The organism is Bradyrhizobium ottawaense (assembly GCF_002278135.3).
Lineage (GTDB): Bacteria > Pseudomonadota > Alphaproteobacteria > Rhizobiales > Xanthobacteraceae > Bradyrhizobium > Bradyrhizobium ottawaense.
This window is the reverse complement of record NZ_CP029425.2, coordinates 3,201,732-3,214,872: the sequence shown is the minus strand read 5'-3', so window position 1 is coordinate 3,214,872 and position 13,141 is coordinate 3,201,732. Positions and strand designations below refer to the sequence as shown.

Annotated in this window: 9 protein-coding genes and 1 riboswitch; of the genes, 5 read left to right on the top strand and 4 right to left on the bottom strand. The window is 65.5% G+C overall.

Going from position 1 to position 13,141, the window contains the following annotated elements; all coding sequences use genetic code 11:
• Positions 1-222: 222 nt before the first annotated feature.
• Positions 223-1,437, top strand: coding sequence for an NADP-dependent isocitrate dehydrogenase (locus CIT37_RS15130; protein ID WP_028142824.1), 1,215 nt, complete (start codon positions 223-225; stop codon positions 1,435-1,437).
• Between the two features lie 97 nt (positions 1,438-1,534).
• A complete protein-coding gene (locus CIT37_RS15125) occupies positions 1,535-2,035 on the top strand; it encodes a DUF3455 domain-containing protein (protein WP_095425253.1) in 501 nt (166 codons plus the stop codon).
• A gap of 4 nt (positions 2,036-2,039) precedes the next feature.
• Here the strand turns inward: CIT37_RS15125 and CIT37_RS15120 are convergent, their stop codons facing one another.
• Positions 2,040-3,266: a cyclic nucleotide-gated ion channel gene (locus CIT37_RS15120; RefSeq protein WP_038971639.1), complete on the bottom strand. Its 1,227-nt coding sequence runs from the start codon at positions 3,264-3,266 to the stop codon at positions 2,040-2,042.
• 4 nt (positions 3,267-3,270) lie between these two features.
• A complete protein-coding gene (gene alaS / locus CIT37_RS15115; protein ID WP_161966413.1) occupies positions 3,271-5,952 on the bottom strand; it encodes an alanine--tRNA ligase in 2,682 nt (893 codons plus the stop codon).
• Between the two features lie 233 nt (positions 5,953-6,185).
• Positions 6,186-6,276, top strand: a riboswitch (glycine riboswitch).
• Positions 6,277-6,420: 144 nt separating this feature from the next.
• Between alaS and gcvT the strand changes: the two genes are divergently transcribed.
• From gcvT to gcvP, 3 genes are read left to right on the top strand one after another with little or no spacing between them, the layout of a single operon-like run.
• A complete protein-coding gene (gene gcvT / locus CIT37_RS15110; RefSeq protein WP_095425255.1) occupies positions 6,421-7,569 on the top strand; it encodes a glycine cleavage system aminomethyltransferase GcvT in 1,149 nt (382 codons plus the stop codon).
• 10 nt (positions 7,570-7,579) lie between these two features.
• Positions 7,580-7,948 (top strand): glycine cleavage system protein GcvH, encoded by a 369-nt coding sequence (gene gcvH, locus CIT37_RS15105; protein WP_038948077.1) that lies wholly within the window; start codon positions 7,580-7,582, stop codon positions 7,946-7,948.
• A 17-nt stretch (positions 7,949-7,965) separates the two neighbouring features.
• Positions 7,966-10,833 carry an aminomethyl-transferring glycine dehydrogenase gene (gene gcvP / locus CIT37_RS15100; RefSeq protein WP_095425280.1) on the top strand — a complete coding sequence of 956 codons (2,868 nt, stop codon included), beginning with the start codon at positions 7,966-7,968 and terminating at the stop codon, positions 10,831-10,833.
• 257 nt (positions 10,834-11,090) lie between these two features.
• Here gcvP and CIT37_RS15095 read toward each other — a convergent pair whose 3' ends face one another.
• Both CIT37_RS15095 and recA read right to left on the bottom strand, forming a co-directional pair.
• Positions 11,091-11,936, bottom strand: coding sequence for a hypothetical protein (locus CIT37_RS15095; protein WP_244611243.1), 846 nt, complete (start codon positions 11,934-11,936; stop codon positions 11,091-11,093).
• A gap of 104 nt (positions 11,937-12,040) precedes the next feature.
• A complete protein-coding gene (gene recA, locus CIT37_RS15090) occupies positions 12,041-13,129 on the bottom strand; it encodes a recombinase RecA (protein ID WP_028142816.1) in 1,089 nt (362 codons plus the stop codon).
• Positions 13,130-13,141 lie beyond the last annotated feature (12 nt).

Sequence of the window (13,141 nt, the reverse complement as noted above, 5' to 3'; positions counted from 1 at the left end):
AAATTCTCAAGGGAAATAACGGGTTGGAATCGACTTTTGAATCTCCTCCGGATCCTCGGATCCGGCCCTGCGGCAGGGCGGCCCTGCCCCCACGTCTGGGGAAGCTGGATGAGCTAAAAGTGCATAATCCCTTGGCTTTCGCCCGCCGCGTCCGGGTGCTAAGAGGCGGCGGATATTCCCGTGGCGCGCCAAAAGCGCCGTTCCCAAGAGGCTTCCCCGATCATGGCAAAAATCAAGGTATCCAATCCCGTCGTCGAACTCGATGGCGACGAGATGACCCGGATCATCTGGCAGTACATCAAGGACAAGCTGATCACCCCGTTCCTGGATGTCGAGCTGATGTATTTCGACCTGGGCATGGAGTACCGCGACCACACCAACGATCAGGTCACCATCGACGCCGCCGAGGCGATCAAGAAGGTCGGCGTCGGCGTCAAGTGCGCAACCATCACCCCGGACGAGGCCCGGGTGAAGGAGTTCAACCTCAAGCAGATGTGGAAGTCGCCGAACGGCACCATCCGCAACATCCTCGGCGGCGTGATCTTCCGCGAGCCGATCATCTGCAAGAACGTGCCGCGCCTGGTTCCCGGCTGGACCAAGCCGATCATCATCGGCCGCCACGCCTATGGCGACCAGTACCGCGCCACCGATTTCAAGTTCCCGGGCAAGGGCACGCTGTCGATGAAGTTCGTCGGCGAGGACGGCACCGTGATCGAGAAGGAAGTGTTCAAGGCGCCCGACGCCGGCGTCGCGATGGGAATGTACAACCTCGACGACTCCATCATCGACTTCGCCCGCGCCTCGCTGAACTACGGCCTGCTGCGCAACTACCCGGTCTACCTCTCGACCAAGAACACGATTCTGAAGGTCTATGACGGCCGCTTCAAGGACATCTTCCAGGACATCTACGACCGCGAATTCAAGAAGGAATTCGAGGCCAAGGGCCTGACCTACGAGCACCGCCTGATCGACGACATGGTGGCCTCGGCGCTGAAATGGTCCGGCGGCTATGTCTGGGCCTGCAAGAACTACGACGGCGACGTGCAGTCCGACACGGTCGCGCAGGGCTACGGCTCGCTCGGCCTGATGACCTCGGTGCTGCTCACCCCCGACGGCAAGACCGTGGAAGCCGAAGCTGCCCACGGCACGGTGACCCGCCACTACCGCGAGCACCAGAAGGGCAAGGAGACCTCGACCAACTCGATCGCGTCGATCTTCGCCTGGACGCGTGGCCTGTCGCACCGCGCCAAGCTCGACAACAATGCCGAGCTCGCCAAGTTCGCCAACACGCTGGAGAAGGTCTGCGTCGACACCGTCGAGGCCGGCTACATGACCAAGGACCTCGCGCTCCTGGTCGGCGCCGACCAGCGCTGGCTCTCGACCACCGGCTTCCTCGACAAGGTCGCCGAGAACCTGACCAAGGAGCTGGCGGCCTGAGCCGACCGCAATTTCGCCCGACTGGGCCAGACATCATCGCGGGCCGCGCTCAAAGCGCGGCCCGTTTCTTTTTGAGACCTTGCGCGGAGATACCACCATGTTCATCAAGCTTGCCGGCCCCACACTGCTGCTCGCGGCCCTGATCGGACCGGCCGGAGCTGCCGAGCCGCTTCCCGACGCCATCGCAGCACCTGGCGAGAGCGTGGTGGTGAGCCTTCACGCCGAGGGCGCGCAAGTCTATGAGTGCAAGGCCGCCGCCGACGGCAAGCTCGCCTGGGCCTTCCGCGAGCCGGTCGCGACGCTGCTGTCCGAGGGCAAGACCATCGGCCGCCACTATGCCGGCCCCAACTGGGAGCTTGCCGACACCAGCGCCGTCGTCGGTAAGGCCATCGGCAACGCGCCCGGCGCAACGGTTGCCGATATCCCCTGGCTGAAGCTGGAGGTCACCTCCCATCGCGGCAGCGGCACCCTGACGCCCGTCACCACCGTCCAGCGCATCAACACCCATGGCGGCAAGCTCGACGGTGCGTGCGACAAGGCCGGCGAGTTCAGAAGCGCGCCCTACTCCGCCGAATATGTCTTCCTGAAGAAAGGCTGACCGCTCAGCGGTCGGTGTCGTCCTTCTCGGCCTGCGCCAGCTCTGCCGCCGCGAGATCGCCGCTGTCGGCGAGCCGCGCCTTGGCGGTGGTGTGGACGTGGTCGGCGAGCGTCGGCATGCGCGCGATCAAGGCATGAAAATCCTGGGCGTCGAGCACCAGGAGGCGCGTCTTGCGCGTCGCCGTCACCGTGCCGCTGCGTTTTGTCTTATGCAGCAGCGCGATCTCGCCGAAGAAGGTGCCGTCCGTGAGGTGCACATGCTGGCTCGGCAGCGCAATCTCGACCTCGCCGGCGGTGATGAAATACATCGACGAGGCCGCATCGCCGCGGCGGACCAATATCTCGCCCTGCTCGATGGTGCGCGCCCGCAACAGCCGCATGATGTCGGCGATCTCCGCGGCCGACAGATGCGAGAACAGCGGCACCCGCGCCAGCATGCCCCAGGTGACGACGAAATCGCGCCGCTTCACCTCTTCGGCAAAGGCGGTGGAGATGATCGCGACCGGCAGCGCGATCATGGCGAAGCCGCTGATGATGGCGAAGGTGGAGACCAGCTTGCCGAGCGGCGTCACCGGCACGACGTCGCCATAGCCGACGGTGCCGAGCGTCACGATCGCCCACCACATCGCCTGCGGGATAGTGCCGAGCTTGTCCGGCTGCACGTCGCGCTCGATGGCGTAGAGCAGCGAGGCGAACGTCAGGACCGCGCCGATCAGGATGACGATGCAGCCGATCAGCGCGCGACGCTCGGCATGCACGGCGGCGAGCAGCGAGCGCATCGCCGGCGAATAGCGGATCAGCTTGAAGAACGGCAGCACGCCGAGCGCCGCCAGCGTCGCGTGCCGGCCGGTGGCGAGCACGATGGAAGCGGGCAGGAACGCCATGAGGTCGATGATGCCGAGCGCGGAGAAGGCATAGCCGAGCCGGTCGGACAGCGCGGAGCCCTTGCGCTGGGTGTGGCCCGCCACCGTCCACAGCCGCGCGGCATATTCCAGCGCGAACACGAACACCGACAGAATGGTGATCGCGGAGAACACGACGCCGAACTGCGCGTCCAGCTCCGGCACCGAGGCGAGGATCATCGCGGCCACATTGAGCACGATGACGCCGATGATGACCTGGATGAAGCGCGACCCGGCTGAATAGGCCAGCGGATCGTGCTCCAGCAATTCGTACAGGCGATCCCTCAAATTCGGATCGGCTGAGCCACGTCCTCGCGGAACGGGGCGCACGGCCTCACGCGCCCGCCATCGCTTTTTCGATCGCGCTCAGCGCCTCGGACGCCTTGGCTCCGTCAGGTCCGCCGGCCTGGGCCATGTCGGGCCGGCCACCGCCGCCCTTGCCGCCGAGCGCCTCGGAGGCGACACGCACGAGGTTCACCGCGTTGAAGCGCGCGGTGAGGTCCGCGGTGACGCCGACCACGATGCCGGCCTTGCCGTCCTCGGTGACGCCGACGATGGCGACCACGCCGGAGCCGATCTGCTTCTTGCCGTCGTCGGCGAGGCTCTTGAGATCCTTCATCTCGATGCCCTCGACCGCGCGCGCCATCAGCTTGACGTTGCCGACCTCGCGCACGCCGCTGGCTGCGCCATTGCTGCCGGCCGAAGCGCCGCCGCCCATCGCCAGCTTCTTGCGGGCGTCGGAAAGCTCGCGCTCGAGCTTCTTGCGCTCCTCCATCAGCGCGTTGATGCGCGCCGGGACGTCGTCGAGCGAGGTGCGCAGCTCGTTCGCCGCGGTCTTGGCCAGCGCCATGGTCTCGTTGGCGTGCCTGCGCGCATAATTGCCGGTCAGCGCCTCGATGCGGCGCACGCCGGAGGCGACCGCGCTCTCGCCGGTGAGCGTGATCAGGCCGATATCGCCGGTGCGTCGCACATGCGTGCCGCCGCAGAGCTCGACCGACCAGCCGAGCGCGTTGGCGCCGCGCTCGCGCGCGGTCCGGCCCATCGAGACGACGCGGACCTCGTCGCCATATTTCTCGCCGAACAGGGCGCGCGCGCCGGCTTCGCGAGCCTCATCCACGCCCATTACACGCGTGGTGACCTCGTCGTTCTCCAGCACCACGTCATTGGCGATGTCCTCGACCCGGGCCAGCTCCTCCGCCGAGATCGGCTTCGGATGCACGAAGTCGAAGCGCAGGCGATCTGGCGCAACCATCGAGCCGCGCTGGGCGATGTGGTCGCCCAGCACCTGGCGCAGCGCCTCGTGGATGAGATGCGTCGCCGAATGATGCGCCCGGATCGACGAGCGCCTGGAATGATCGACCTCGAGTTGCAGCGCGGTGCCGAGCTTGAGCTCCCCGCTCTCCACCGTGCCGACATGCACGAAGAAATCGCCGAGCTTCTTCTGCGTGTCGGTGACGCGGAACTTGATGCCGCCCTCGCCCGTGAGCACGCCGGTGTCGCCGACCTGGCCGCCGGACTCCGCGTAGAACGGCGTCTGGTTCAGCACGATCGCACCGGTGTCGCCGGCCTTCAGGCTGGCGACCTCTGCACCGTCCTTCACCAGCGCAGAGACCACGCCTTCAGCGCTCTCGGTCTCGTAGCCCAGGAATTCGGTAGCGCCGAGCTTTTCGCGCAGCGGGAACCAGATCGCTTCGGAAGCCGCCTCGCCAGAACCCTTCCAGGACTCGCGCGCCTTGGCCTTCTGGCGCTCCATCGCATCGGAGAAGGAAGCCTGGTCGACGCCGATGCCGCGCGACTTCAGCGCGTCCTGCGTCAGGTCGAGCGGGAAGCCGTAGGTGTCGTACAGCGTGAAGGCGATGTCGCCATCGAACATGTCGCCCTTTTTCAAGGACGCGCTCTTCTCGTCGAGGATGGCGAGGCCCCGCGACAGCGTCTTGCGGAACCGGGTCTCTTCCAGCCGCAGCGTTTCCTCGATCAGGTTTTCTGCGCGCATCAGGTCGGGATAGGCCTGGCCCATCTCGCGGACCAGCGCCCAGACCAGACGATGCATCAGCGGCTCCTTGGCACCGAGCAACTGCGCATGGCGCATCGCGCGGCGCATGATCCGGCGCAGCACGTAGCCGCGGCCCTCGTTCGAGGGCAGCACGCCGTCCGCGACCAGGAACGCCGAGGAGCGCAAATGGTCGGCGATGACGCGGAACGAGGCCACGGTCTGCTCATTCGGCCCGCTCCCGAGCGCGGACGAGGTCGCATCGATCAAATGACGGAACAGGTCGGTCTCGAACACGCTGTCGACGCCCTGCATGATGCAGGCCATGCGCTCGAGGCCCATGCCGGTGTCGATCGAGGGACGCGGCAGATCCACGCGCTCCTCCTTCGTCACCTGCTCGTACTGCATGAACACGAGATTCCAGAATTCGAGGAAGCGGTCGCCATCCTCTTCCGGCGAGCCCGGAGGTCCGCCCCAGATGTGATCACCGCGGTCGATGAAGATCTCCGAGCACGGGCCGCACGGGCCGGTGTCGCCCATCGCCCAGAAATTGTCCGAGGTCGGAATGCGGATGATGCGGTCGTCGGAGAAGCCCGCGATCTTCTTCCAGAGCCCGTGCGCTTCGTCGTCGGTGTGGTAGACGGTGACGAGCAGCTTGTCCTTGTTGAGCCCGAAGTCCTTCGTGATCAGCTTCCAGGCGAGCTCGATCGCGCGCTCCTTGAAATAGTCGCCGAAGGAGAAGTTGCCGAGCATCTCGAAGAAGGTGAGATGGCGCGCGGTGTAGCCGACATTGTCGAGGTCGTTGTGCTTGCCGCCGGCGCGCACGCATTTCTGCGACGTGGTGGCGCGCTGATAGGGCCGCTTCTCGACGCCGGTGAAGACGTTCTTGAACTGCACCATGCCGGCATTGGTGAACATCAACGTCGGATCGTTGCGCGGCACCAATGGCGAGGACGACACGATCTCGTGGCCGTTCTCGGCAAAGAAGTTCAGAAAGGTCGACCTGATCTCGTTGACGCCGCTCATGTTCATCCAATCGGGTGTGCTTGGACCCGCTATAGGCCATCCAAACCTGACATTTAGGCTGATATCTGCGGGCCACAGCGCTTTTAGACAAGGCCAGCTTCGCTGTCCAGAAACTGTGCAAGGAGATCAGAGGGTTGCCGCAGGCGCTCAATCCCCTTTGCAATCCCGTTGATAGGGCAAGCGGACGCGTTGACAGGCTTGGCCGCCCTGTGGTCTGTACCCATCTGTATCGTACGGCCACGTCGGGAGAGACCGGCTTTAGGCAGCCGGCGCCGAAGGAGCAACCGCCCCGGAAACTCTCAGGCAAAAGGACCGCGTGGCTTTGACAGCATCTGGAAAGAGGCGCCGACGGGTTTAGACCCGGATGGCTCCCGCCGACGGGATAATACTCTCAGGCACAGCGACAGATGGGGCTTCGACTGGTGTCCTCAGGGAATCGTCCCGGGGGAACCGCCGAGGGCCCCTGTGATGCTAGCGCGCGACGACCAAGATTCCCTGAAACGTACGCCCCTTCATGGGCTTCATGTCTCCCTGGGCGGCAAGATGGTGCCGTTCGCGGGCTATGACATGCCCGTGCAATACCCCGCAGGCGTCCTGAAGGAGCACCTCCATACCCGCAACGCAGCCGGCCTGTTCGACGTCTCCCATATGGGCCAGATCGCGCTCAGGCCGAAATCCGGCAGGGTCGAGGACGCCGCCCGCGCACTGGAACGGCTGGTGCCACAGGATATCGTGGCGATTGCACCGGGACGGCAACGCTACGCCCAGTTCACCAACGCCGATGGCGGAATTCTGGACGACCTGATGGTCGCCAATTTCGGTGATCACCTCTTCCTGGTCGTCAACGCCGCCTGCAAGGAAGCCGACGAGGCGCATCTGCGCGCGAATCTCTCGGGTGACTGCGGCATCGATTCCCTCACAGACCGTGCGCTGATCGCGCTGCAGGGGCCGAGGGCCGAGGCGGCGCTGGCGAAATTGTGTGCAGAGGCGCCCGCCATGAAGTTCATGGATTCCGGTCCCCGCAAGGTTGCCGGCCTCGACTGTTTCGTCTCACGCTCCGGCTACACCGGCGAGGACGGTTTTGAAATTTCGGTTCCCGCGGCCGATGCCGAACGTCTCGCCAAAGCGCTGCTCGAAAACCCCGACGTGCTGCCGATCGGCCTGGGCGCCCGCGACAGTCTGCGGCTGGAAGCCGGGCTCTGCCTCTACGGCCACGACATCGACACCGCGACCACGCCGGTCGAGGCCGCGCTGGAATGGTCGGTGCAGAAGAGCCGCCGCAGCGGCGGCGCGCGCGCCGGCGGCTTTCCCGGTGCCGAAAAAATCCTCGCCCATTTCGACAACGGCGCGGCCCGCCGCCGCGTCGGCCTGCTCGCCCAGGGACGCGCGCCGGTGCGCGAGGGCGCGCTGCTGTTTGCTGACAGCGCGGGCGGCGAGCCGATCGGACAAGTCACATCGGGCGGTTTCGGCCCAAGCCTGAATGCGCCGGTCGCGATGGGCTATGTGCCCACCGCATCGAGCGCGCTCGGCACACAACTCTTCGCCGAGGTGCGCGGCCAGCGTCTGCCGGTCGCTGTCGCGGCCATGCCCTTCGTCAAGAACACCTACAAACGCTGAGGATTCGAGAATGACCACGACGCTGTACACCTCCGACCATGAATGGCTCGCCATCGAGGGCGACGTCGCCACCGTCGGCATCACCGATTACGCCCAGCAGCAGCTCGGCGACGTCGTGTTCGTCGAACTGCCCAAGGTCGGCCGCGCGCTGAAGAAGGCGGAAGCCGCCGCCGTGGTTGAGTCCGTCAAGGCGGCCTCGGATGTGTACGCACCCGTGACAGGCGAAGTGCTCGAGACCAACGCCGAGCTCGCAGCCGAGCCGGCGCTGGTGAACTCGGACGCGCAAGGCAAGGCGTGGTTCTTCAAGATCAAGATGGCCGACAGAAGCGAACTCGGCGGCCTGATGGACGAAGCCGCCTACAAGGCGCACACGGCTTAAGGACGATGGAGCAAGCGATGACCGCGCACCGCAAGACCAACGGCGACACCGCCGCCAGCTTCGTTCGCCGCCATATCGGCCCGTCGGCGCGCGATGTCACCGCCATGCTCGAAACCGTCAGCGCCAAGAGCGTCGACGCCCTGATGGCGGAGACACTGCCGGCTTCGATCCGGCAGGCCGCCCCGCTCGATCTCGGCAAGCCGCTCAGCGAGACCGAGGCGATCGCGCATATGGGCGAACTCGCAGCCCAGAACCAGGTCTTCACCTCGCTGATCGGCCAAGGCTATTCCGGCACGATTTTGCCCGCGGTGATCCAGCGCAACATCCTGGAGAACCCGGCCTGGTACACGGCGTACACGCCCTACCAGCCCGAGATCAGCCAGGGCCGGCTGGAGGCGCTGCTCAACTTCCAGACCATGATCTGCGACCTCACCGGGCTCGACGTCGCCAACGCCTCGCTGCTCGACGAGGCCACCGCCGCGGCCGAAGCGATGGCGCTCGCGGAGCGGCACTCGCAGGTCAAGGCGCAAGCCTTCTTCGTCGACAAGGACGTGCATCCGCAGACGCTCGCTGTGATGCGCACCCGCGCCGAGCCGCTGGGCTGGACCCTGATCGTCGGCGATCCCCTCACCGATCTCGACAAGGCCGACGTGCTCGGCGCGCTGCTGCAATATCCGGGCTCTTCGGGCGCGGTGCGCGACCTCAGGCCCGCGATCGCAACGCTGAAGGCCAAGGGCGCGCTCGCGATCGTGGCCGCCGACCTGCTGGCCCTGACGCTGCTCGCCTCGCCCGGCGAGCTCGGCGCCGACATCGCGATCGGCTCGGCGCAGCGTTTTGGCGTGCCGATGGGTTATGGCGGACCGCACGCGGCCTATATGGCGGTGCGCGATGCGCTGAAGCGCTCGCTGCCCGGCCGCATCGTCGGCCTCTCCGTGGATTCCCGCGGGATGCCGGCCTATCGCCTCGCGTTGCAGACCCGCGAGCAGCACATCCGCCGCGAGAAGGCGACCTCGAACATCTGCACCGCGCAGGTGCTGCTGGCCGTGATCGCCTCGATGTACGCGGTCTATCATGGCCCCGAAGGGCTGACGCAGATCGCCCGCAATGTGCATCGCCGCGCCGCCGTGCTCGCGAGCGGCTTGCGCAAGCTCGGCTTCGCGCCTGATGGCGAGAACTTCTTCGACACGATCAGCGTCGATGCCGGCGCCAGGCGAGCCGAGATCGTCGCGCGCGCGGCGGCCGAGAAGATCAATCTCGGCGTCGGCGCCACCAGCTTGCGCATCGCGCTCGACGAGACCACGACGCCCGCGACGGTCGAAGCGGTCTGGCGCGCCTTCGGCGGCAAGCTGGCCTATGCCGAGTTAGAGGCGACCACGCGCGAGGCGCTGCCGGAGGCGCTGAAGCGCGCGACCTCATTCCTCACCCATCCCGTCTTCCACGCGCATCGCTCGGAGACCGAGATGCTGCGCTACATGCGCAAGCTCAGTGACCGCGACCTCGCACTCGACCGTGCGATGATCCCGCTGGGATCCTGCACCATGAAGCTGAACGCGACCACCGAGATGATGCCCCTGACCTGGCCGGAGTTCGGCTCGCTGCATCCGTTCGTCCCGCGCGAGCAGGCCAAGGGCTATCACGCGCTGTTCGCGCGGCTGGAAAAATGGCTGTGCGACATCACCGGCTATGACGCCATCTCGCTGCAGCCGAATTCGGGCGCGCAGGGCGAATATGCGGGACTTCTTGCCATTCGTGGCTACCATGCCGCGCGCGGCGAAAGCCATCGCAAGATCTGCCTGATCCCCTCCTCCGCCCACGGCACCAATCCGGCCTCGGCCGCGATGGTCGGCATGGACGTGGTGGTGGTCGCCTGCGAGAAGAACGGCGACGTCGACGTCAATGATCTCCGCGCAAAGGCCGAGAAGCATTCCAATGATCTCGCTGCGGTCATGATCACCTATCCCTCGACGCACGGCGTGTTCGAGGAGCACATCCGCGAGATCTGCGACATCGTGCACGGCCATGGCGGCCAGGTGTATCTGGACGGCGCCAACCTCAACGCGCAGGTCGGCCTTAGCAGGCCCGGCGATTACGGCGCCGATGTCAGCCATCTCAACCTGCACAAGACCTTCTGCATCCCGCATGGCGGCGGCGGCCCCGGCATGGGCCCGATCGGCGTGAAGGCGCATCTGGCGCCGTTCCTGCCGGGTCATCCGGCGACCCAAGGCGACGCACCGGTCGGCCCGGTCTCGGCCGCGCCGTTCGGTTCGGCCTCGATCCTCACCATCTCCTACATCTACATCCTGATGATGGGCGGTGAAGGCCTGAAGCGCGCCACCGAGATCGCGATCCTCAACGCCAACTACATCGCAGCGCGGCTCGATCCCCACTTCCCGGTGCTCTACAAGAATGCGAAGGGCCGCGTCGCGCATGAGTGCATCGTCGATCCCCGTCCGCTGAAGAATACGAGCGGCGTCACTGTCGACGACATCGCCAAGCGCCTGATCGACTACGGCTTCCACGCGCCGACCATGAGCTTCCCGGTGCCGGGCACGCTGATGATCGAGCCGACCGAATCGGAATCCAAGGCCGAGCTGGATCGTTTTTGTGATGCCATGATCGCGATCCGGAAAGAAATCGCCGAGGTCGAGGCCAGCCGCTTCAAGATCGAGGCGTCACCGCTGCGCCATGCTCCGCACACCGTGCACGACATCGCGGATGACGATTGGAAGCGCGCCTATACCCGCGCCGAAGGCTGCTTCCCCGCGGGCACCTCGCGCACCGACAAATACTGGAGCCCGGTGGGGCGCGTCGACAACGTCTATGGCGACCGCAACCTGGTATGCTCCTGCCCGCCGGTGAGCGATTACGCGGAGGCGGCAGAGTAAGACGCGACGGAGGTCTCGTAGGGTGGGCAAAGCGAAGCGTGCCCACCGCCTGCATGATGTGAAAGATCGTGGGCACGGCGCTTACGCGCCTTTGCCCACCCTACGGCTCCTGACCTAAGGCGCGATCAACGAGCGACTCTCCGCCTCCCACCGCCACAGTCGATCATTGGTCAGCAACGTACCGCCCCACCAGCGCCGAATCGGATTGTGACGGCGAAAATCCTCCCGACCATCCAGAACTGCTTTGCCAAACTCCGTCAGCGACAGCCGGCTCCGGCGAAAGGCGGCGTTGCGACCGCGCGCGTTGTCCGGATCGAGTGTCGCCAGCTTGCCGTCCAGACCCGCAACCGCTGGCGCAGGGCCGAATGCGAGCCCTTCGAGCAGCGCGCCCAACTCCCACGGATCGAACACACGAGCCTCAGAGGTGCCTGACCGAAACAGCTCATCGGTGCGACTGCGTCCGCTTGCGATGAGTTCGAGAAGCCGCGTCTCGGTCGCCCCGGCGACGGCAGTTCTGAGAGCAGGTCTTCCATGGCCGGTTTCAGGAAAGACAGCTTGCCGAGCGGCCTATCGAGCAGCCCAACGCAGAGCTCGGGCGTCGGCGCGCGATAGGCCTCCCACGCGAGGGTCGCGCTTTCAAGATCGCTTTCCGCGATATCGAACTGCTTCACGTCACGATGGCGAAGCTCTGAGGGATCTGCTCCGCGCAGATCGAAATCGACGAGTCGTAGTCTCAGACTCTCAGTAAGTGACGGCTCGAAACGCAGGTAATCGAGGATCCAGATCAGCTGCAATTGACTGTTGGGTTCGGGGTCGAACCACAGTTCAATGAGATCGACCCCGTAATTCTTGCAGACCCAGAGCAGGGCACCGGCTCGATCCTGGCGCCTGATGAGGGGCGACTGACGCACGGGGACGCAATCCGACCAGTGCATTTGGTCGACCCACGTCCTGGACTCCCGCCAGCCGAGATAGCGGATGAGGTGGTCAGCCGTCGGAAGTGGCCCCGAAACGAAGCGATAGATGAACGGGATGACCATGTCGGCGCGATCGGCGAGGGCAAGACCGACGCCCGCCGAACTGGTCAGGATCACACGCTTCATCGTCGGCGCACCTCACCCTTACGCAAAACGAAACGGGCACTGACGACGTCGGCAACTCAACGTCTTCAGCGCCCGCTCCTCGCGAAAAACTTTCGCGTTAGGTCTTACTCGTCCGCCGGCTCCTCGCCGTCGGCGTCGCGCTCCGGCGTGCCGGCGAGAATTTGCTCGGCGATCAGGCCGGAGTTCTGGCGGATCGAGGTCTCGATCTTGGCGGTGATGTCGGGGTTGGCCTTCAGGAACGCTTTCGAGTTCTCGCGGCCCTGGCCGAGACGCTGGCTGTCATAGGAGAACCAGGCGCCTGACTTCTCGACGATGCCGGCCTTGACGCCGAGATCGAGGATCTCACCCATCTTGGAGACGCCCTCGCCGTACATGATGTCGAACTCGACCTGCTTGAAGGGCGGCGCCAGCTTGTTCTTGACGACCTTGACGCGCGTGGTGTTGCCGACAACTTCGTCGCGCTCCTTGATCGCGCCGATGCGGCGGATGTCGAGGCGGACCGAGGCATAGAACTTCAGCGCGTTGCCGCCGGTGGTGGTTTCCGGCGAGCCGTACATCACACCGATCTTCATGCGGATCTGGTTGATGAAGATCACCATGGTGTTGGACTTGTTGATGGAGGCCGTCAGCTTGCGCAGCGCCTGGCTCATCAGGCGGGCCTGCAGACCCGGCAGCGCATCGCCCATCTCGCCCTCGAGCTCGGCCTTCGGCACCAGCGCCGCGACCGAATCGATCACCAGCACGTCCACCGCACCCGACCGCACCAGCGTGTCGCAGATCTCCAGCGCCTGCTCACCGGTGTCGGGCTGCGAGATCAGGAGCTCGTCGATGTTGACGCCCAGCTTCCTCGCATAGACCGGGTCGAGCGCGTGCTCGGCGTCGATGAAGGCGCAGATGCCGCCCTTCTTCTGCGCTTCGGCCACCGTATGCAGCGCCAGCGTGGTTTTTCCTGAGGATTCCGGCCCGTAGATCTCGACGATGCGCCCCTTCGGCAGGCCGCCGATGCCGAGCGCGATATCGAGCCCGAGCGAGCCTGACGACACCGCCTCGATGTCCATGGACCGGTCGTTCTTGCCGAGCTTCATCACCGAGCCCTTGCCGAACTGGCGCTCGATCTGAGAGAGCGCGGCGGCCAGAGCTTTACTCTTGTCCATGGAAGATCCTTCGACGATACGCAGGGCAGTGGCGGACATTGGGTCGTGCTC